The sequence below is a fragment of the Streptomyces sp. NPDC028298 genome, from assembly GCF_055565895.1.
In genome coordinates, this window is the sequence record NZ_JBVHTL010000006.1 from 391487 (window position 1) to 412446 (window position 20960).

The 20960-nt window shown below is 70.2% G+C and carries 17 protein-coding genes and 1 tRNA gene; 7 read left to right on the forward strand and 11 right to left on the reverse strand.

The annotated features are described in order from the left end of the window. The first annotated feature begins 27 nt into the window (after positions 1-27). Positions 28-750, forward strand: a complete 723-nt coding sequence (locus ACZ4TO_RS27385) for a hypothetical protein (RefSeq protein WP_468025476.1) — start codon at positions 28-30, stop codon at positions 748-750. Positions 751-828: 78 nt separating this feature from the next. Continuing rightward, positions 829-1386, forward strand: a complete 558-nt coding sequence (locus tag ACZ4TO_RS27390; protein WP_468025477.1) for a hypothetical protein — start codon at positions 829-831, stop codon at positions 1384-1386. A gap of 90 nt (positions 1387-1476) precedes the next feature. Here ACZ4TO_RS27390 and ACZ4TO_RS27395 read toward each other — a convergent pair whose 3' ends face one another. From ACZ4TO_RS27395 to ACZ4TO_RS27415, 5 genes are all read right to left on the reverse strand, one after another. Continuing rightward, positions 1477-3126 (reverse strand): tyrosine-type recombinase/integrase, encoded by a 1650-nt coding sequence (locus tag ACZ4TO_RS27395; RefSeq protein ID WP_468025478.1) that lies wholly within the window; start codon positions 3124-3126, stop codon positions 1477-1479. 87 nt (positions 3127-3213) lie between these two features. Continuing rightward, positions 3214-3286 (reverse strand) — tRNA-Arg (locus ACZ4TO_RS27400). A 96-nt stretch (positions 3287-3382) separates the two neighbouring features. Further along, positions 3383-4090 (reverse strand): ScbR family autoregulator-binding transcription factor, encoded by a 708-nt coding sequence (locus ACZ4TO_RS27405; protein WP_468025479.1) that lies wholly within the window; start codon positions 4088-4090, stop codon positions 3383-3385. A gap of 143 nt (positions 4091-4233) precedes the next feature. After that, positions 4234-6135 (reverse strand): IclR family transcriptional regulator domain-containing protein, encoded by a 1902-nt coding sequence (locus ACZ4TO_RS27410; protein WP_468025480.1) that lies wholly within the window; start codon positions 6133-6135, stop codon positions 4234-4236. Positions 6136-6400: 265 nt separating this feature from the next. After that, the gene (locus ACZ4TO_RS27415; RefSeq protein ID WP_468025481.1) at positions 6401-7675 is read right to left on the reverse strand and encodes a M6 family metalloprotease domain-containing protein; all 1275 of its coding nucleotides are present in this window, start codon (positions 7673-7675) and stop codon (positions 6401-6403) included. Between the two features lie 694 nt (positions 7676-8369). On the opposite strand from ACZ4TO_RS27415, the gene ACZ4TO_RS27420 reads away from it, so the two are divergent. Together ACZ4TO_RS27420 and ACZ4TO_RS27425 are read left to right on the forward strand one after the other, a co-directional pair. After that, entirely contained in the window at positions 8370-9014 is a 645-nt protein-coding gene (locus tag ACZ4TO_RS27420) for a TetR/AcrR family transcriptional regulator (protein ID WP_382791548.1), read from the forward strand. A gap of 271 nt (positions 9015-9285) precedes the next feature. After that, entirely contained in the window at positions 9286-10830 is a 1545-nt protein-coding gene (locus ACZ4TO_RS27425) for an MFS transporter (RefSeq protein WP_382791551.1), read from the forward strand. 219 nt (positions 10831-11049) lie between these two features. On the opposite strand, the gene ACZ4TO_RS27430 is transcribed toward ACZ4TO_RS27425, so the two are convergent. Continuing rightward, entirely contained in the window at positions 11050-11559 is a 510-nt protein-coding gene (locus tag ACZ4TO_RS27430) for a MarR family winged helix-turn-helix transcriptional regulator (RefSeq protein ID WP_385042449.1), read from the reverse strand. 136 nt (positions 11560-11695) lie between these two features. Here ACZ4TO_RS27430 and ACZ4TO_RS27435 point away from each other — a divergent pair, with 136 nt between their 5' ends. Beyond that, positions 11696-12502 (forward strand): dioxygenase family protein, encoded by an 807-nt coding sequence (locus ACZ4TO_RS27435; protein ID WP_382791557.1) that lies wholly within the window; start codon positions 11696-11698, stop codon positions 12500-12502. Between the two features lie 35 nt (positions 12503-12537). On the opposite strand, the gene ACZ4TO_RS27440 is transcribed toward ACZ4TO_RS27435, so the two are convergent. Then, positions 12538-13062 (reverse strand): GNAT family N-acetyltransferase, encoded by a 525-nt coding sequence (locus ACZ4TO_RS27440; protein WP_382791560.1) that lies wholly within the window; start codon positions 13060-13062, stop codon positions 12538-12540. A gap of 170 nt (positions 13063-13232) precedes the next feature. On the opposite strand from ACZ4TO_RS27440, the gene ACZ4TO_RS27445 reads away from it, so the two are divergent. Continuing rightward, complete coding sequence (locus ACZ4TO_RS27445; protein WP_382791563.1) at positions 13233-14231, forward strand: sigma-70 family RNA polymerase sigma factor; 999 nt, start codon at positions 13233-13235, stop codon at positions 14229-14231. A 579-nt stretch (positions 14232-14810) separates the two neighbouring features. Here ACZ4TO_RS27445 and ACZ4TO_RS27450 read toward each other — a convergent pair. After that, entirely contained in the window at positions 14811-15794 is a 984-nt protein-coding gene (locus ACZ4TO_RS27450; protein WP_468025482.1) for a helix-turn-helix transcriptional regulator, read from the reverse strand. A gap of 62 nt (positions 15795-15856) precedes the next feature. On the opposite strand from ACZ4TO_RS27450, the gene ACZ4TO_RS27455 reads away from it, so the two are divergent. Beyond that, positions 15857-17476 carry an MFS transporter gene (locus ACZ4TO_RS27455; RefSeq protein WP_468025483.1) on the forward strand — a complete coding sequence of 540 codons (1620 nt, stop codon included), beginning with the start codon at positions 15857-15859 and terminating at the stop codon, positions 17474-17476. A gap of 121 nt (positions 17477-17597) precedes the next feature. Here the strand turns inward: ACZ4TO_RS27455 and ACZ4TO_RS27460 are convergent, their stop codons facing one another. The 3 genes from ACZ4TO_RS27460 to ACZ4TO_RS27470 all read right to left on the reverse strand — a co-directional run bounded on the left by ACZ4TO_RS27460 (position 17598) and on the right by ACZ4TO_RS27470 (position 20884). Then, the gene (locus tag ACZ4TO_RS27460; RefSeq protein WP_382791570.1) at positions 17598-18347 is read right to left on the reverse strand and encodes a DUF6227 family protein; all 750 of its coding nucleotides are present in this window, start codon (positions 18345-18347) and stop codon (positions 17598-17600) included. A gap of 256 nt (positions 18348-18603) precedes the next feature. After that, the gene (locus tag ACZ4TO_RS27465) at positions 18604-19653 is read right to left on the reverse strand and encodes a P1 family peptidase (RefSeq protein WP_468025484.1); all 1050 of its coding nucleotides are present in this window, start codon (positions 19651-19653) and stop codon (positions 18604-18606) included. Then, a complete protein-coding gene (locus ACZ4TO_RS27470; RefSeq protein WP_468025485.1) occupies positions 19643-20884 on the reverse strand; it encodes a low temperature requirement protein A in 1242 nt (413 codons plus the stop codon). The genes ACZ4TO_RS27465 and ACZ4TO_RS27470 overlap by 11 nt, the downstream gene beginning before the upstream one ends. Positions 20885-20960: the final 76 nt, after the last annotated feature.

Below are 20960 nucleotides of genomic sequence, written 5' to 3' on the forward strand. Positions count from 1 at the left end.
CAGGTGGTACATATGCAGGGAGTAGCAATGGACGCCAGCGACTGGATCTCCGTCGGGGCGGGTGCCGTGGCTCTGGTCGCGGCAGGGATCACGTTCTGGCAGGCCAAGACCGCGTCCGACTCGGCAAGGCACGCCGACCGCCAAGCCCAAGCCGCCGAGGAACAGCTGAGTATCGCCAGGCAGCAGACTGAGCATGCCGAGCGTGCCCACCGCGAACAGTTGGCGCTTGCTGAACGGGTGCACCGGGAGCAAAGCGAACCGTACGTGGTCGTGGACATCGGCCCCGACCGGCAGGGCGCCCCATTGCTGGTGCTCAGCATCGAGAACACGGGGCCAACCATGGCCCGGGACGTACGGATCCGGGTCGCCCCGGATTTCGCATCCAGCCATGACAACCTCACCGAAAGACTGCAGCGGGCCCTGGCACGGACCATCCCGGTGTTGCCGCCAGGACGTCGTCTGGTGTTCGCCTTCGACGTCTACTACCGGCGTGAGGCGTCCGGACTGCCGATGCAGTTCGACTTCACTGTCGACGCGACGGGTCCGGCTGGACCTGTGGAGACGCTGACGTATCGGGTGGACCTGGAGGTCCTTCAGGGGGTGCTGATGGGCGAGAGCCCGAGCAAGGCTCTGGAAGAGGCCCTGAAAGGCATCTCCCACTCAATAAACGGGCTGGCCAAAGCAACCGCGCGGGCCAACGGCGGGGCGCGCCGGCAGTCGAACGAAGGCACCAGCGGCAACAACATGTAGGAATCCGTTGTCGCGCACAGGGCGAACGAAGGTCCCTAACGGCCACCGTCCTTGACTCAGGCCACCAGAATCGCGTCTATGCCTGACTGGATGCCCTCGTGGGGTACGACCGCGCTGATCTCGATCGTGACTTCCCTGCTCACCCTGATAGTTGCCGGGCGATACGTCTCGCCCCTGCTTGAAGTCCGAAACCGGCGCTTCCAAGCAAAGATGCAAGCCCGCGAGAAGTTCCAGGCGAACATGCTGAACGTCCTGTCCGCGGTCACACATCTGCTTGCGGCACCCGTCGTGCCGGAGGCAACCGACACGATCCGCACCGCACTGCGGGAGGAACGCGCCCGCTGGCGGGCTCAGGTCGACGAGGCAACCAAGTACCTCACCGACCATGCCGTGCAGTTCCTCTTCGCGTACACCGGGTCTCGGCTCCCGGAGCTGGCAGTGCGCTACTCCAGCAATGCTCGCGGGGTCTGGATCTCGGACCGGACCGAGGAACAGAAGCTGACCGCCCTGCAGAACATCACCCAGCACTGCCACACGCTGTTTTTCGACAGTCCCGTGTACGCCCGTCAGCGCGTCCGCTCCTGGACGGAGTTGGAACGGCTCCTAGACGACCTGGAGTCCCCAGCAAGGTCGTGACATCCAGCCCGCCCCCGAACATCCCACTCCAGTGACCTACGGTACGGGCCTCGACACGGGCAGCGGAGGAAGTGGGGGAGAGCACGGGGCTCATGCGACATCGGCTGTCTCCTGGCGTTGGCGGACGACGGCGCGGCGGCCCCGGCTGACCTCGATCAGGCCGTCCTTCTTCAGCTGGGTGAAGGCCCGGTGCGCGGTACCGACCGAGACACCGTGGGCCTGCGCGATGTCGCCGACCGTGGGGACGTCCTCGCCGGGGAGCATCGTGCCGTCCTTGATGGCGTCCGCGAGTTCCTGTGCGATCACTTCCCAGGGAGCGAGCTCACGCGGCGGGGCGGCTTCGGCCTTGATGGTCTTGCCGATGGGGCCCACGGCTGCGTCCGGGCGGGCCTGGACTGCTGCCTCGCACTGGCCGCACAGGGCCTCGGCGCCGTCCTCGGTGACCACGAGCATCGCCCACAGTGATTCGTTGCCGCACTCGCAGAGCAGACGGAGCCCGTTGATGACGGTGGTGATCGGCTGCTCGGCGAGTAGCCCTTCCGGCACCGGGAGCTGCTTGGCGAAGGCGGTGACGGCCTGGCGGTCGGAGGTGGCCAGGAAGGCCGCGTAGTACTTGAGCGTGGTCGCGCCTCCGCCGCCGTGGCCGACGCGGCCGGCGACCGTTCGTACGTCGGCACCGGCGCCCAGGAGCTCGGTCACGTTGTACGCGCGCAGGTCCTTCAGGCGGTGGGTATGGATCTTCAGCTTCTCCGCGAGGCGGCGGTAACGCTGGCTGACGCTCGACGGCACGAGCGGGGCGGAGCTGTCGGCCTCGCCGGAGAACACGAAGGCGTCACGGGCGAGTTCACCGCCGAGCGCCCTGCAGCGTTCCTCGGCGCGGGTCCGGTGGGCGGCCAGGACGGAACGCGTGATCACGTCGATGGCCTGCTTACGGCGTTGGTGTGTCTTGGTGTCCTTGATCCTGCGGCCGTTGTTGGAGTGCTTCACGAAGAGTTCGAGTCGGTCGAGGCTGATGTCCGACCAGCGCAGGGCGCACATCTCGCCGCGGCGTGAGCCGGTGACCATCGTCATGAACAGGAACGTTCCCCAGTCCAGGTCCCGCTGCCAGGCGGTGTTCAGAACCAGGGCCGCCTCTTCGGGAGTGGGCGGGTCGGGGCTTGGCTTGGGTTGGGATGGCGGCTCGGCGAGGGCCGCGACGTTCGTCGTCACGTAGCCCCAGCGCAGGCCGCGGTTGAGCGCTGAGCGCAGGATGAAGTGAATCTTGCGGACGGAGTTCGCGGCGAGCGGCTCGCAGAGGTGCTTCTGCTTCGTCTTGGGGTCGGTCTTGCCGTTGCGCCGGCCTTCGCACTGGTCCTGGCATTGCCGGAGACGGGCGTAGAACAGCTCCAGCATCTCGGCGGTCAGCCTCCCGGCCTTGAGGTCGCCGAACGTGGGCTTGAGGTAGTTGCGGATGATGCCCTCGGCCCGCTCGTACGACGTCTCGTCGAGCTCGGCGACGCCGAGCCACCGGTCGAGCAGGAACGACATGGTCACCTGCGTCTTGGGGTGGCGGTTCTCGTCGACCTGGTGGAGGAGCCGGGTGCGGACCTTCTCCGCCTCGGTCTCCGTCTCGGCCTGCTCGTGGAGGTAGAGATCCTTCTTCGTGAGCGGGTCCCGCCCGGCGTAGACCCGGACCTGGAAGCCGGCCCCGTTGGGGCGGATGCTGCCGCGCTGACGTCGCTTGCCCTTGGTGTTCGCCATGGCTCTGGAACCTATTCATGGTTAATGCCATGGCTACGACGAACAGCGCGCCTACCTCGGAGAGGTAAACGCGCTGGTCAGACACTGTGCCCCCGGCAGGATTCGAACCTGCGACACCCGCTTTAGGAGAGCGGTGCTCTATCCCCTGAGCTACGAAGGCGTGCGGATCGTGTGCGATCCGGTAGCTAGCGTAGCGGATACCGGGTGGGGGCTGGGAAGGTTCCCGTTCGTGCAGGTGGGGCGGGGTGGGGTCGGGTCAGTTGGCCGGGAGGTTCGAGAGGGCCGGGCGGGTCAGGTGGAGCATGCGGGTCAGCCACAGGGCGCCCGTCTCCTGGGGGGAACGAGGAGCGAAATCGGGGGCCGAGGTGTGTCGTGGGCGAGGGGGGCGGGCGGCGGCGGGGAGGCGGGGGAGGGTCGTCGTGCCGGTGATCATGGACAGCATCAGCACCGCCGCCGCGCGGACGTCGACGTCGCGGAGCAGCGAGCCGTCCTCCCTGGCCCGGGCCAGGATCTCGTGCAGGGCGCCGAGCCAGTTGACGTGACAGTGCAGGGCGGGGTCGTCGGGAGTCCTGATCTCCTGGGCCAGACGTGCCCCCGCGCGGACGGTCATGTCGGTTTCGAGGAGGTCGACGAGCGTGTGCGCCATGGCGGTGGCTGTCTCGAACGCCGGCGTCTCGCGCCGCGCCAGCTTCTCCAGCGCGGCCCCCGACGTCACGCAGGCCTGCGTCTGCACGGCCCGGGCCAGATCGGACTTGGCCGCGAAGTGGAAGAACAGCGCGCCCTTGGTGACCTGTGCCCGCTCGCTGATCGCGGACAGGGTGGCCCGTTCGTAGCCGGACCGGTCGAACACGGCCGAGGCGGCCCGGATCAGGTTGCGCCTGGTCCGCTCGGACCTCTCCTGCTTCACCACGACGCGACCACCCGGACGCTCCTTGTCGTTCGGCTGCTGTTCGTCCTGCCGCAAGCGACGCTAGAAACCTGCTTTTGGATCTGTCAACGGGGCCTCCCCCGCACAGATCATCTTCACGCCAGGCGTTAACTCCCTTGAATCCAGGGGTGGTTGAAGGGTGAAGGAGAGGGAGGGGTGCTTCGGTTTGGGGCGTGGGGTCAGGTTCTTGGTACGCGGCGGAAGCGTGCCGCGATGTGCAGGTCCGCCTCGATGCGTCTCGCCGTCTCCCGCAACTCGGGCAGCACCTCGCTCACGCACGCCTCCGCGGTACGGCGGCTGCTGTGCATGGCGACGTTCACCGCGGCCACGGTCCGTCCCGCGCGGTCCCGCACCGGGACGGCGACGGACCTCAGTCCCTGCTCCAACTCCTCCTCGACCAGCGCGTATCCGGTGGCGCGAACCCGGTCCAGTTCGGCCCTGAACCGCTCCGGGTCCATGCCGGTCCGCCCCGTGACGGCCTCGGGCGCTCCGGCCGTCGCCTCCATCGCCCGGGCCGCCGGGAGATCGGCCAGGATCGCTCGCCCCAGGGAGGTGGCGTACGCGGGCTGCCGCGTGCCGACGGTCACGCGGACGCTCATGATGCCTCGGGTCGACACGTGCCCGGTGTACTGGATCTCGTCGCCCGTCAGCACCGCGAGCGACACCGAGTCGCGCAGCCGCTGGGAGAGTTCGGTCAGGTGTGGGGCCGCGATCTCGGGGAGCGTCGTCCGTGAGAGTGGCGGGAAGCCGAGCCCCAGGACGCGCGGGGTGAGGCGGAAGACGCGGTCGTGCGCGGTGACGTAACCCAGGTGCTCCAGGGTGATCAGGGCGCGGCGAGCGGTCGCGCGGGGGAGCCCGGTCGCCTGGGCCACCGCGGTGAGGGTCAGTTCGCCGCGGCCCTCGCCGAAGGCGGTGATCACGGTCAGGCCCCGCGCCAGCGACTCGATGAACTCCCGTCCCAGTTCCTGCTTGGAGACGCCGGTCCAGTCGGCGAGTCCGGAAGGGGGCGAGGGGAGGGGGGTGGCAGTGATCTCGGTGGCGGCATTGACGGCACTGGCGTCAGTAACGGCATCGGTGGCGGTCGCGCTCCCCGCTTCGTCCTGCGCCAGTGCCCGTTCCATCTCGGCCACCGCCGTCCGTAGCCGTGGCAGCAGGGCGTCCCGCAGTTCGGATGCGCTGTGCCGGCTCGTGTGGCTGACGACGTTCACCACGCAGGCGATCCGTCCCGCCTCCTGTACCGGCATCGAGAGCGCGACGAGGCCCGGTTCGACGAGCTGGTCGTCCAACGCCCAGCCTGCCCGCGCCGCTTCGGCCGTCCGTTGCTCGAAGTCGTCACCTACGGTGGGGCGTTGGGAGGCGGGCAGCGCGGAGACGGCCGCCCCTCCGTCGTACGGTCTGCTCCGCGCGGGTACGGCCGGAAAGCCGCGGTCCTCCGGGTCGGCCGCGCGGCGCTCCCGCCAGCGCGTCCAGTCCTCCTCGCTCCACTCGGACGCGAACAGCGGTCCCGGAGCGGTGCGTTCGGCGGGGAGCAGGTCGCCGATGCGGAAGCTCAGCGACATCGCGCGGCGCCGGGTCGCCTGATGGATGAAGCGGACGCCGTCCCGGTCGCGGACGGCGAGGGACACCGACTCGTCGAGCTCGTCGGCGAGGGCGTCGGCGTGCGGGTCCAGGACGCGGGGGAGGCGGAGCGCGGCGAGGTAGGCGTTGCCGAGTTCCGCCAGGCGCGGGGCCAGTACGGCGTCCCGGCCGTCGAGGCGTACGTAGCCCATGCGTGCCAGCGTCGCCGTGATCCGGTCGATGGTGGACCGTGCGAGCCCGGTGGCCCGTTCGAGTCCGCTCAGACTGGCCGAACCGTCCGCCTCGGTCAGCCTCCGCAGGACGGCGATCCCGCGGATGAGCGGTGTGACCGCCTCCTCCGGCGCTTCCGCCCCGGCCGAGGCCCGGTCCGACGGCGTGGCAGGCGAAGGAGTCGCGTGCGGCCGCGGCGATGTGGGGCTCGACGGCCCGGAGCCTGATACCCCGGAGCCTGATGACCGGGAGTCGGATGACCTGGAGCCTGATGGCAGGGAGCTTGATGGCATGGGTTCTCCGGTGGGGCTCTCGGAGGAGTCACCGTGCGGCGGATCTCGGATGAGTCACCGTGTGGATCTCAGGAAAGCCACGGTAGTGCTGCCCGCCCGTCGCAGCAGGTCGGCCACCTCCCGGTTCGGGCGCCGGTCGCTTCCCGCCACGGGTGTCGGCCGCTTCCCGGAACGGGCGTCGACGAGGGTGCCGGTCCGCCGCCGAACACGCTTCTCCGGCTGGCCTGCCCCGCGATCCGCCCCGCTACGCGGCGCCCGCGAGCCGTCAGCGGCGCGTCACATACACCCGGTACCTCCCCGCCGAGTCCGCCGCCGCGACCTGGACGGTAGGCCCGCCGTGGGGGGCCTTGAAGGTCTCGCCGGGAGAGAAGGGCGCGTCGGAGAGTTCCGCCTGGACGTTCGGCGAGCGGGTGCACCCTCCGCTGTCGCGGCGGGAGTCGTACACGGTGACGGGACCGTTCCCGGTGTCCACGTCCGCGTCGACCTTGTAGATGAGGATGCCGGGACGGCAGACGGCGTCGTCGTTCCCCGCGCGGGTGCGCAGTTCGAGGACGTACCCGCTGTGGGTGCCGGAGGGTATGACGACGAGCTTGACGCCGCCCTTCCGGGCCAGCGGGGTGAGCGTGTACTCGCTGGTGCCCGGGGTCGCCGCGCAGTCGACCTGGGAGGCGTCGAGCCAGCCGAGCTTCCACTTGTGCCAGCCGAGCAGGTCGTTGTCGGCCCCCCAGTCCTCGCTCATGATGTCCCAGTGCCCGACCGCGCCGCCGCCGTCCTGGGTGTAGAGGTCGGGCAGGCCGAAGGTGTGGCCGTTCTCGTGCGGCAGGACGCGGTAGCCGGTGTCGGCGTAGGAGCCCGAGCCGTCGTCCTGGCGGCTGTAGACGAAGGACGCGTTGGCTACTGGGACGCCGTCGGCCACCGGCGCCTCGGTGTTGCCGGCGAAGGTCACGGACAGCACGGTGTCCAGCGCGGAGGGCCCGGCGTTCGGTGTGACCAGCACGTTCAGGATGTCGTACGAGCGGAAGTCGACCTCGGGATCGGCCGTCGCCACGATGTCCTGGACCAGTTCGCGGTAGCCGGGGTCGAAGGGCGCGCCGCGTTCTATCCCGTACGCCTTGAAGGGCTTGGGCATCCGCAGCCAGTGCTTGACGGGGGCCTCGGGGCGATAGTCGAGACGGCCGTAGGAGGCGGTGCGGAACCATTCCTGCGTCTTCGGGAAGAACTCGTCGTACCGGTCACGGGCGCTGCCCTTGCCGGGTGCGTCGGAGAAGTCGACCATCAGTGTCAGCGCCCGAAGGGTGCCGGTGGAGCGGGCGTAACCGGGAGTGGTCGGAATCCCTTCCCCCATCTGGACGTCCGACGGACCGTTGATCATGCAGGGACCGAGCGCCGTGGACCGGGCCAGCGCCGTGGAGCCCGCCGTCGCGGAGCCGGCCGTCAGATGCCCGGTGCCGGCGGAGGTGCTGACCGCGAGCGTCAGCACGGTCACCGTGGCGAGCGCGGCCACACGGCGCGGGCGTATGCGGCGGCTGGACGGCTGCATGCGGGGGCCCTTCGCTCCACGGCAGCCACCGGTCTCCGACTGCACCCTTTCGATCACCCTGAGTCGCCGACGCGCCGGGCGCGCGCTGAATGAGCCCGATCGGGTTCATCCCTGGGAGGGGCGCGAAGCGGGGGCGCGTGGGGGTGCGCGTGAGTGGGTGCGTGGGGTGGCGAACCAAGAGCGGGCGGCGATCGCGGGTCCGGCCGGTGGGTGGGGTGGGGCCGCGCCGGTGGGTGGGTCGGGGCCGCGCCGGTACATCCGCCCGTCGCCGTTGGGTGAGGGGCGGGCGTCGGTGGCGACAGGCATGTGATGTACCGGCACGGCCCCTCGCGCCGGATCCCGGGTGCGGGCGCGCTGGGGGACGTCTCAGTCGTTCCGGGGCACGGCCCCTTGTGCCGGATCCCGGGTGCGGGCGCGCTCCGGGGAAGTCTCAGTCGTTCCGGGGTGCGGCCCTTCGCGCCGGATCCCGGGTGGGGGCGCGCTCCGGGGGAGTTTCAGCTGTTCCGGGGTACGGCCCCTCGCGCTGGATCCAGGGTGCGGGCGAGAAAGAATGAATGTGACGCAGGTCACACCTTTCTCTTCCCGGTCCGGGAAATAACCGGGGATCGTTTCCCCGTTTAGCCATACGTCCGAGCGAAACGGGGACCGAATCCCCGGATCGTATGCAAGCCCCGAGATCTTCGAGGAGTACGCCGTGGAGACCGCAACCCCCGTGCAGCGCCGAGTGGCCCGGCCCCGTGCCGACGCCCTGCGCAACCGGGAGCGGATCGTCGCCGCCGCCCGCGAGATGTTCGTAGAGTTCGGCGCCGAGGTGCCGTTCGACGACATCGCCCGCCGGGCCGGTGTCGGCAACGCCACGGTGTACCGCAACTTCCCCGACCGGGACGCCCTCGCCCGCGAGGTCGTGTGCTCGGTCATGGACCGCACCTCGGAATGGGTCGAGGAAGCACTCGCCGTGGACGGCGACGCGTTCGAGGCGCTGAGCGGCTTCGTGCACTTCGCCGCCGACGAGCGGATCGGCGCCCTGTGCCCGATGCTCTCGGCGAACTTCGACCAGAACCATCCCGACCTGGTCGCCGCGCGCGACCGGATCACCGAACTGATCCAGCGGCTGATGGCCCGCGCCCGTGAGGCCGGACAGCTCCGCCCCGACGTCGAGGTGGGCGATCTGATGATCGCCGTCAGCCAGCTCACCAGGCCGCTGCCGGGCACCGGTTGCCAGGGCATCGACCAATTCGTACACCGTCATCTGCAGCTGTTCCTGGACGGGATGCGGGCCCCGGCCCGTTCCGAACTGCCGGGAGTGGCCGCCACCGTGGAGGGACTGCGACGAGTGTGACCGACACGCAGGCGCCGTGACCGGTCGGCCGACGACCGATGAGTCAGGCACCGGAGACCGGTCACCACTCGTGACCCCTGTTCGCATCCGACCATTCGCGATCCACAGCTCACCGTTCGCCCAGCACGACGCGCGACTCACCGTGCGTCGCCCCTAGCTCAAACAGCCGTACAGCCCGAGCGGCACGTGTCGCTCCACCGGCCGTCACCGTCGACGCGCCGTCCCCTTTCACTGCCTTTTTTCGCTACGAAGTCCCGGAGTGGGTACCCCCATGTCTGAAACACGCATGTCCAAGGCGCTTCCGGATCCAGCGTCCGACGCGCACAGCAACCGCTGGAAGGCGCTCGTCTTCATCGCGCTCGCCCAGTTGATGGTGGTGCTCGACGCCACCATCGTGAACATCGCCCTGCCCTCGGCCCAGCAGGACCTGGGGATCTCCGACGGCAACCGGCAGTGGGTCGTCACGGCCTACGCCCTCGCCTTCGGTGGTCTGCTCCTGTTCGGCGGCCGTATCGCCGACATCTGGGGGCGCAAGCGGGCGTTCGTCGTGGGCCTCGTCGGCTTCGCCGCGGCCTCCGCGCTCGGCGGCGCGGCGCAGAGCGGCGCGATGATGTTCGGCGCCCGCGCCCTGCAGGGTGTGTTCGGCGCGCTGCTGGCGCCCGCGGCTCTCTCGCTGCTCGCCGTGATGTTCACCGACGCCAAGGAGCGCGCCAAGGCCTTCGGCATCTACGGTGCGATCGCCGGTGGCGGTGGCGCCGTCGGCTTCATCCTCGGCGGTGTCCTCACCGAGTACATGAACTGGCGCTGGACCTTCTTCGTCAACATCCCGTTCGCGATCGTCGCCGCGGCCGGCGCGTACTTCGTCATCCGTGAGCCGAAGGGCGGCCGCAACCGTTCGCCGCTCGACATCCCGGGCGTCGTCCTGTCCACCCTCGGTCTGGTCTCCCTCGTCTACGGGTTCACCCGCGCCGAGTCGGACGGCTGGAGCGACACCCTGACCGTCGGCCTGTTCGTGGCCTCGGCCGTGCTGCTGGCCGCGTTCGTCTTCACCGAGTCCAAGGTCAAGGCCCCGCTGCTGCCCCTGCGTGTGGTCCTCGACCGCAACCGCGGCGGTGTCTACCTCTCCCTCGGCCTCGCGATCATCGCGATGTTCGGCACGTTCCTCTTCCTCACCTACTACCTGCAGATCGTCAAGGGCTACTCGCCGATCTCGACCGGCTTCGCCTTCCTGCCGATGATCGCGGGCATGATCACGGGCTCCACGCAGATCGGCGCCCGTCTGATGACCCGCGTCGCGCCGCGGCTGCTGATGGGCCCCGGCTTCCTGGTCGCCGCCGTCGGCATGCTGCTCCTGGCACAGCTCGAGATCGGCTCGTCGTACGCGTCCCTGGTGCTCCCGGCGATGCTGCTGCTCGGTCTCGGCATGGGCACGGCGTTCATGCCGGCCATGTCGCTCGCCACGCACGGCATCCAGCCGCGTGACGCCGGTGTCGCCTCGGCGATGGTCAACACCTCGCAGCAGGTCGGCGGTGCCATCGGTACGGCCCTGCTGAACACGATCGCGGCCTCCGCGACCACCGCCTACATCAAGGACCACATGGCGGGCGCCGGTACCAAGGCGCAGCAGCAGCTCGTCCAGGCCGAGGGCATGGTGCACGGGTACAGCAACGCGATCTGGTTCGCCGTCGGCATCCTCGTGGTCGCCGCCGGCCTGGCCTTCACCCTGATCAACACCGGCCGTCCGGACGCCTCGGCGGTCGTCGGCTCGGGCGAGGGTGCGGAGGACGAGCTGAAGGTGCCGGTCGTCGCCCACTGACGATCCCGGCGCAGACTCCCTTCGGGTACTTCGCGTACGGACGCGGGGTGGGGACGCCTCGTCCGTACGACTCCGGGGACTGGCCCGGCTCCCACCACAGGGAGCCGGGGCAGTCCCGTGTCCGCTGCGGGGAGGCGGGCGGTCAGGTCAGTCCTGTGTCCGCCCGCGGGGAGGCGGGCGGCCGGTCCCGTGTCCGCCGGTCGATCCCGACGGCAGGCCCTAGCGCAGCCAGGGCAGATCCGCGCCCGCGTCCTTCGGCTGGAGCCCTTCGGCGATGATCCGCATGGCCTCGCCGAGAGCCTTCCGCTGGTCAGGGCCGAGCCGGTCGAACAGGGCCTGGCGTACGGCGGCGACATGGCCGGGCGCGGTGCGCCTCAGCACCTCGTAGCCCTCGTCGGTCAGGACGGCGAACTGGCCCCGCTTGTCGGACGGGCAGTCCTCGCGGCGGACCCAGCCGTTCTTCTCCAGCCGCGCGACGGCGTGCGAGAGCCGCGAGCGGGTGATCTTCGCGTTCATGGCCAGCTCCGTCATCCGCAGCCGGCGGTGCGGGGCCTCGCCGAGCTGGACGAGCAGGCCGTAGTAGATGTGCGGCATGCCCGCGTCGCGCTGGAGCTGACGGTCGAGGTGGTCCTCCAGGAGGGTGGTGGCGTGCATGTACGCACGCCAGATGCGCTGTTCCTCGTCGGTGAGCCAGCGCGGCTCTTCAGCGGGGGCGGATGCCGTGTTCATGTGTCCACTGTACGAGCTCGTCCTTGAAACTTAAACAAAGCAGCCGTAGTCTCGACTGAGAACTTGAGACTTTAAGCAACTGCTTCAAAGATCAAGCAGTGCCGCCGTACGATGGAATTCTCCGGAGGGAGCCGCCATGTCAGCCGCCACCGAGGAGCGCCCCGCACCGGAGCGCATGCCCGCCCTCTACCTCAGCCACGGTGCCCCGCCGCTCGCCGACGACCCGGTCTGGCCCGGCCAGCTCGCCGCCTGGTCCGCCGACCTGCCGCGCCCCAAGGCGATCCTCATGGTCTCCGCCCACTGGGAGGAGGCCCCCCTCGCCCTCGGCGCCATCGAGACGGTCCCTCTCGTCTACGACTTCTGGGGCTTCCCCGAGCACTACTACCAGGTGACCTACGCGGCCCCCGGCGCCCCCGCGCTCGCCGAGTCCGTACGGAAACTGCTGCGCGCGCCCGGTACGCCGGTGCAGGACATCCCGGACCGGGGACTCGACCACGGCGCGTACGTCCCCTTGAAGGAGATGTTCCCCGAGGCCGACATCCCGGTGCTCCAGATCTCCATGCCGACGCTCGACCCGGTCCGGCTGTTCGAGATCGGGCGGAAGCTGGCGCCGCTGCGGGACGAGGGTGTGCTGATCGTCGGCTCCGGCTTCTTCACCCACAACCTCGCGGCCCTCAGGCACACGGGCGGGGGAGTGCCCACCTGGTCGAGCGAGTTCGACGACTGGGGGCACCGCGCGCTGGAGGCCGGTGACGTGGACGCGCTGCTCGACTTCGAGCGCAAGTCCCCGGCGGGCCGTCTCGCCCACCCGCGCACCGAGCACTTCGCCCCGCTCTTCGTGACCATGGGTGCGGCGGACGCCGTCGGCGGGCTCGACGGGCAGCGGTCCGTGATCGACGGATTCTGGCTGGGAATGGCCAAGCGGTCGGTGCAGTTCGGCTGAGCGGGTCGACCCACTAGGACACGCCCGGGCGTGTCCTAGTGGGCGAGCTTCTTCTCGTACCAGGCGACGTCCCAGTAGCGGCCGAACTTGCGGCCGACCTCCCCGTAGGTGCCGACGTGCCGGAACCCGAAGCGTTCGTGCAGGCGCACGGACGCTTCGTTGGGCAGCGCGATGCCGGCGTAGGCCCGGTGCAGGTCCTCGCCGGCGAGCGCCTCGAAGAGCGCTTCGTACAGGAGGGTGCCGACGCCACGGCGCGCGGCGCCCGGGGCCACGTAGACCGTCACCTCCACGGAGGTCGCGTAGGCGGGTTTCGCGCGGAAGGCGCTGGACGTCGCGTACCCCAGAATCGCCTGTGAATCGGCTTCTGTGGCAACCATCAGGCGGTGCGGTCCGTCTTCAGGGTGGGAGAGCAGCCACGGACGACGTTCCTCCGGCGTGAAGACGATGGTGTCGAACGTGATGGGCGTCTCACGTACGTAGTGGTTGTACAGCTCCGTGAGTGCGTCGAGGTCGGCTGCGACTCCCGGCCTGACCTGCACATCTGTACGTTCTGACCGCATTGACCCTCCCGAGTGGTGCGACAGGGTACTGCATGATCAGAAAAATCAAGGGGCGGGTTGGGAATTCTGTCCTGATTCCAGTCGTTGTTTCCATCGGATGCCGGGCACCCGGGAGGGTGAAAACCGGATGTCCGGGACCACCCGCAAGCCCACCACGCAAGGGAGCACGCATGGCAACCCGTGCCGTCGCCCGTCGTCAGTCCGCCACCGGCGGGACCGCCGACGCGGCACGCAGTGTTCGCGCCGGAGGCGGCGAAATCGCCGACCGCGACCTGGTCGGCATGTACCTCGACGAGATCGCGCGAACACCGTTGCTCGACGCCGCCAAGGAAGTCGAGTTGTCCCAGGTCATCGAGGCGGGTGTGTTCGCGCGACAGATCCTCGACGGCGAGGCGGAGGCCAAGGCCGACGCGTCCCGTGAAGAGCTGGAGGCGCTGGTCGCCGACAGCGAGCGCGCCAAGGACGTCTTCATCCGCTCGAACCTGCGGCTGGTCGTCGCCGTGGCGCGCCGTTACCCGCGCAGCGGCCTGCCCCTGCTCGACCTGATCCAGGAGGGGAACGCCGGCCTGGTGCGCGCGGTCGAGAAGTTCGACTACCGCAAGGGCTTCAAGTTCTCGACGTACGCCACCTGGTGGATCCGTCAGGCCATCACCCGCTCCATCGCCGACCAGTCGCGCACGATCCGCCTCCCCGTCCACCTGGTCGAGGAGCTGGGCCGGATCCGTCGCGTGCAGCGCGAGTTCAACCGTGAGAACGGACGCGAGCCCGAGCACGCGGAGATAGCCGCCGAGCTCGGCTCGACGCCGGAGCGCGTCGGCGACGTGCTCGACTGGGCCCGCGACCCGGTCTCCCTGAACATGGCGGTGGACGACGAGGGCGAGACCCAGTTCGGCGACCTGCTGGAGGACACCTCGGCGGTGTCGCCCGAGCAGTCGGTGCTCACCCTGCTGCGCAGCGAGGAGCTGGACGATCTGATCGGCCACCTCGACCAGCGCACCGCGTCCATCATCAAGATGCGGTACGGCATCGACGACGGCCGGGAGCGGACGCTCACGGAGGTCGGCAAGGAGCACGGGCTGACGCGCGAGCGCATCCGTCAGATCGAGAAGCACGCCCTGCTCGAACTGAAGAAGCTGGCGCGCGACACCGGATTCGACGCGGCGGCGTAACGGCGACGGGACATCCGGAGCGCACGGGGTGGTCCGGGCGGGCGGGGTGAGTGGGCCGTACGGGTCGACTCCTCCGGCGGCGCCGGACCCGCCCGGCCCGGTCCCCGCACGGGATCCCCCGCCACGTTGGCCACAAGTCGACCAGACATGGCCATGTAAGGCCGCTTCAATCCGGCGGGCCCTGGGAACAAGACTTCAGGGTCCACGCTTCGGGCCCCGTCCCAGCGGAAGAAGCGAACAGAAGAAGCGAACAGAAGCACCGAACGGAAGTACCGAGCGGAAGCCTCGGACGGAACCCCACCGGACGAAGGCAGGCCGCTCCCCAGAACCGAGTCCCGACGCTCACCCCCCCCCGCGCCGGGACTCTCCCAGAGTCGAGCTTCGGCGCCTCCCCCCCCTGGCGCCGAAGCTCGACTCCCTTGTTTCAGGGGGCCCCTGGGATTCCGGGCAGCATGGGGGCGGGCCACCCCGAACCTGAACCCCGGGGTGACCCGGATGGCAGATTCTGCCACAGCGACATAACCTGCCGTCGCCGACGGTCCACCGGGTGTCACCACCCCCGTGGAGTGCGGCCGACCGTCAGGCGCCGTCAGTCTGCGCCACGGCCCCCGCCCGGCTCAGCCGTGCACCCAACTCCCTTACGTAATCCACAAGTTCTCTCGGTTCTCGTACCGTGAAGTCGCAGTCGACCATCGCGATCCGCACCGCGAGCCATTCCACCGAGTCACTGGAGGAGGCGCGCAGCCGGCAGCTCCGCTCGTCGATCGGCTCGGGCGCGCCGACCCATGCGGGCACGCGCGCCGCCACGAACTCGGCCGGGGCGGCGAAGGTGACCTCGTACGTGTAGGTCTCCTGGCGCCCGTACATCGACTGCCGCAGGAACTCGGCGGCGTTCCCCGTCGGCAGTTCGCGGGGTGTGAACCGGGCTCCCGTCGCGAAGGGTTCGGACACCCGGTCGACGCGGAACGTCCGCCAGTCGTCGCGGTCGACGTCGTAGGCGACGAGGTACCAGCGGCGGCCGGTGGAGACCAGCCGGTACGGCTCGGTCAGCCGCCGCGAGGGTGTTCCGTCCCCGGAGCGGTAGGCGAACCGCAGCCGTTCCGTGCCCGCGATGGCCGACGCCATCACGGTCAGCGTCTCGGGGGCGATGCTCGCCCCGTCCCCGCTGGTCAGGGGGGTGGTCGCGGCCTGGAGCATGGACACGCGGCGGCGCAGCCGGGACGGCAGCACCTGTTCCAGCTTGGCGAGTGCCCGTACGGAGGCCTCGTCCACGCCCTCGACCGCGTGCCCGGCGCCGGCCCGCAGGCCCACCGCGATCGCGACGGCCTCCTCGTCGTCGAGGACGAGCGGGGGCATCGCCGTGCCCGCCACCAGCCGGTAGCCGCCGTCGGCGCCCTTGGTCGCCTGCACCGGATAGCCGAGCTCGCGCAGCCGGTCGATATCGCGCCGGACCGTACGGCGGGACACCCCGAGACGCTCGGACAGCTCGCCGCCGGGCCACTCGCGGGGCGTCTGGAGGAGGGAGAGGAGCTGGAGAAGCCGGGCCGGAGTATCGGTCGTCATGGTTTCCAGGGTGCCGGACAACTAGGTCATGATCTGACCTAATAGGGTTCTAGGTTTGTCGCATGACCTCCACCGAGACCCCTGAGACAGCTCTCAGCAGCCCGGCACCAAGCGCCGCGGCCGACCGACGCCGCTGGTTCGCCCTCGCCATCGTCATGACCGCGGCCTTCATGGACCTGGTCGACGTCACGATCGTCAACATCGCGATCCCCTCGATCCGGCAGGACGCGGGCGCCTCCTTCAGCCAGATCCAGTGGATCACCGCGGGCTACGCGCTGGCCTTCGCCGCGGGACTCGTCACCGGCGGGCGGCTCGGTGACATCCACGGCCGCAAGCGGCTCTTCCTCCTCGGCGTGGCCGGCTTCACCCTCGCGTCCGCGCTGTGCGGTTTCGCGGCGAACCCCGAGATGCTCGTCGCCTCGCGCATCCTGCAGGGCGCCATGGCCGCGATGATGGTGCCGCAGGTCCTGTCGATCGTGCACGCCACCTTCCCGGCGCACGAGCGCGGCAAGGTCTTCGGCCTGTTCGGCGCGATCGTCGGTCTGGGCGCGGTCTCGGGCCCGCTCCTCGGCGCGCTGCTCACCGAGTGGAACCTGTTCGGTCTGGAATGGCGGCCGATCTTCCTCATCAACCTGCCCGTCGGCATCGTCGCGCTGATCCTGGGCCGCCGCTTCATCAGCGAGTCCAAGGCCCCGAAGGCACTCAAGCTCGACCTCGTCGGCGTCGCCCTCGTCACGCTCGGCCTGCTCATGCTGCTCTACCCGCTGACCCGGGGCCGCGAGCTGGGCTGGCCGCTGTGGGGGTACGCGTCGATGGCCGGCTCCCTCGTGGTCTTCGCGGCGCTGGTGGCCTACGAGAAGCACAAGACCGCTCGGGACGGTTCACCGCTGATCGAGCTGTCGCTGTTCAAGGTGAAGAGCTTCGCGGCGGGCATCGCCGTGCAGACCGTCTTCGGTGTCTCGCTCGGCATCTTCTTCCTGGTCTGGACGCTGTACATGCAGATCGGACTGGGCTGGCGCCCGCTGCGGGCGGGCCTGACCGGGGTGCCGTTCTCGATCGCGGTCTCGGCGGCGGCGGGCATGTCCGTGCAGCTTCTGGTCCCGCGCTTCGGACGCAAGGTGCTCCAGGCGGGTGCCCTGATCATGGCGCTCGGCGTCCTGCTCTACATCTGGGAGTCCGACCGCTACGGCATGGGCATCGCCTCCTGGCAGATGGCCCTCCCGCTGGTGGTCATGGGCGCGGGCATGGGCTTCATCGTCGCGCCGCTGACCGACGCCGTGCTCTCCGACGTCCCGCGTGAGCACTCGGGTTCGGCCTCGGGTCTGATCAACACCGTGCAGCAGATGGGCAACGCGCTCGGCCTCGGCCTGGTCTCGGTCCTCTTCTTCGGCGAGATCCCCGACCGGCTGACCCGCACCCAGGTGGGCCCGGCCTTCGTGGACGCCTTCCAGTACGCGCTGGGCTGGGTCGCCGCCGTGCTGGCCGTCATCTTCCTGCTGATGTTCGCCCTGCCGAAGCGCCCGGCCCAGCACCTGGAAGGCGCACAGGACGAGACGGAAGCCCAGGACGCCGGCCAGAGCCGGGGCGAGGACGCGGGCCAGGACCAGGGCTCGGGTCAGAAGCAGGGCAAGGACGAGGACCACGGCTCGGGCCAGGACCTGAAGCCGGAGTTCGTCGGCTGATCCCTGTCCCGGGCGGCGCCCGGGGAGGCGTTGCCCGGGTCGCCGCCGACCGCAGGACGTGACGCGGAGGTCCGCAACGGGGAAGGGCCCGGCACCTCAGGTGCCGGGCCCTTCCCCGTCGTCAGCCCAGTCGTGCCGCCCGGCGCTCCATCGCGTCCCGGGCCGCGTCCTCGCTCGCGTACACCTCGCACATGTGCCGCCGGTCCGGTGTCGCCGTGTGCTCGACCTCCCACAGGGAGATCTCCTGCCCGTCGCGCAGCAGGAACGCGTGCTCGTAGAGCGAGAAGCACAGCCCCGCCTGCCCCGCACGGCAAGGGCGTCCGAAGGCCTGCGTGATCTGGTGCGCGAACGCCTCCCGCAGCAGCAGCGAGGTGAGGTCGGCGCCGGGCCGGTCCGGATTCTCCGCCCGCCGCAGGAGCCGGCGCGCGTGATCGGCGGAGTCGTCGGGCACGTAGGTGTGACGCGGCTCGGGGACCGACGACAACTGCACGAACACCGGCAGCTCGAAGTCCGGCGCGTCCGGCGGAAGCGGGAGCCGGGCCGTGGCCGTGCGCAGCTCCTCCTCGTCGACGTAGACCTCGTGCTGGGCGTCGTGGCCGGCCGCCGTGTTGTGCACCAGCTCCCACAGCGTGACGGTGGAACCGTCGGCGAGCAGCCAGGTGTGCCGGTACGTCTCCCGGTGCAGCCCCGCGCTGTGGTGCGCGGAGTGCAGCGAGCTGTCGTGCGCCAGCGCGCAGTCGAGCCGCCGTATCGCCTCGTCGGGCAGCTCGAACGAGTTCAGGGCGCGGCCCAGAAGTCGTGCGAGATGCTCCTCCGGAGACTCGGGCGACTCGGGTGGTTCGTACGCTGCTGTCTCGTACGGAACGCTCAAGGTTTCTCCCGGCGTTGCTGCATGTCACCTTGTGGGTGCATACCGTAGCCCCTCGGTCGGACATCATGTCCGCGAACCGAGAAAACGTACGGACGGAAAACGGGCGGACCGTTCGGTCAGTTCCCCGGCGGCCCGTCAGTTCGTCAAAAAGCCCTCGTCGGACGGCACTTCCAGCGGTCCACGCGCCCCGCGAAAGGTTCCGGCCCGTCGCGTCCATTGTCCTGCAAGGCGCCCTTGCCGCACCAGTTCCAGGGCGCTACGACGTCCGGTTCCCCAACCCGCCCTCCCCGTACAGCTCTTCGTACGACGGCCACGCTCCGCCCGGCCCGTCCACCGGCTCCGCCGCGCGCACGGCCCGCACGATCGCGCGCGTCACCAGGTCCGCGCCCGCCGCGAGGATCTCGTTGAGCGCCAAGGGGTTCCCGGCGTCGAGCGCCCTGTCGCCCGTGGCCAGCGCGAACACGGTGTCCCCGTCGTTCAGCAGATGCACCGGCCGCACGGCGCGCGCGATCCCGTCGTGCGCCGTCCCCGCGAGCTTCTGCGCCTGCGCCCGCGTCAGGGCGGCGTCGGTGGCGACGACGGCGAGCGTGGTGTTCAGCGGTGGCGGCGCGTTGCGCGCGGCGGCCTCCGCGAGCCGCAGTCGGGCCGCCTCGCGCACCGCGGCCGACGGGCCCGCCGTACGCCCTCGCGCCAACTCCCCGTACAGCGCCCCCGTTTCCGACTCCACCACCGAGCCCACCGCGTTCGCCACCACCAGCGCGGCCACCGTGACACCGGACTCCAGCACGGCGCTCGCCGTCCCGACCCCGCCCTTGAGCCCCCCGACCACCGCGCCCGTACCGGCTCCCACGCCGCCCTCGCCCACCGGCGCCCGCACCGCACTCGCGTCGGCGGCCTCGACCGCAGCGCGTCCGGTGGAGGCGTCCGGCCGCGACCGGAAGTCACCACCGCGCCCGAGGTCGAAGACGCAGGCGGCCGGCACGACGGGCACGACGTGCGTCGGGTCCGGCCCCACCCGCACCCCGCGGCCCCGTTCCTCCAGCCACGCCATCACGCCCGACGCCGAGTCCAGCCCGTAGGCGCTGCCACCGGTCAGTACGACCGCCTCGACCTTCTGCACGAGGTTGCGCGGGTCGAGCGCGTCCGTCTCCTTGGTGCCGGGCCCGCCGCCGCGCACGTCCACGGCGGCGATCACGCCTCCCTCGGGAGCGAGCACCACGGTCGTCCCCGTGAGCCACCCGTTTCCGCTGCGCGTCGCGTGCCCCACCCGCAGACCCACGACATCCGTCAGAGCGTCAACTGTCATGCGCCCAGTCTTCCCCGGCCGTCGCTTCCCGCGTCGCCGTCCGTGTCGTCATCACCACCCCGACCGCCACGGACAGGGCGGAGACGATCCCGGCGGAGAGGACCGCCCAGTCGCCCAGGAAGGTGCACAGGATGACGAGCAGCGCCGTGGTCGGCAGCACGAGCTGCTGGGCGATGCCGACCTTGAAATAGCGGGAGTGCAGGACCCAGACGGCGAGGAAGTACAGGGCGGTCGGCAGTGTCACCGCGGCGGACGCCGAGAGCGCGGAGATGTGCGCCGTGCCGACCGTCTGCTCCACCGCGACCTCCAGACCCGCACCGATCGCGGCGGCCGACGCGAAGATCAGATAGTGGCCGTACCCCCACAGGAAGGCCTGGCCGTTGGACCGCAGATGGCCGTGGATCGGCACCACGAAGTAGATCCACCAGGCGGAGAACACGATCAGCAGGCCGCCCGCGGCGATGGGGAGCAGCTCGCCCAGCGCGTCGTGCTCGTCGACGGCCGACTTCACCGCGACGGTGGCGGCGGCGATCGTCTCGCCGAGCACGATGATCGTGAACAGTCCGTACCGCTCGGCGATGTGGTGCGGATGCCAGGACGTGGTGAAGTCCTTCTCCGCGAACAGCGGGACGCACAGTTCGGCGAGGGCCACCACGAGGAAGACCCACGGGCGGCCGCCTTCCGGTGCGATCAGCAGGCCCAGCCAGCCGATCTGGCAGAGCAGCACGCCGCCCGCGTACCGCAGGGCCGCCGTTCTCTCGGTCCCCTCGGTGGACCGGGCCACCCGCAGCCACTGCGCGATCATCGCGAACCGCATGATCGCGTAGCCGAGCCAGACCACCAGGAAGTCGTGGCTCTCGAACGCCTTCGACACCCCGGCCGCGAGCACCAGGACGCCGGCGATCTGCACCAGCGTGACCACCCGGTACAGCACGTCGTCGTTGTCGTAGGCCGAGGCGAACCAACTGAAGTTCATCCACGCCCACCAGATGGCGAAGAAGATCATCGCGTAGTCGAGGATGCCCTGCCCCGCGTGCCCCTCGGCCACGGCGTGCACCAGCTCGGCGCCCGCCTGGGCGATGGCGACCACGAAACACAGGTCGAACAGGAGCTCCAGCGGCGACGCGACCCGGTGCGCCTCGTCCCGGCCGCGGGCCGTCATTCTGCGCAGCGGCCAGTGGCCGGCGGACCGTGGTGTCGAGGCGGATTCCGGAGCGGAACGGGAGGTCATAGGGCCAAGCACAGCAGAAAAGCGCCGGAAATTCTTGTGAATGCCTTCACAAGCGACGGGCCGGCCGGGGTGGCCC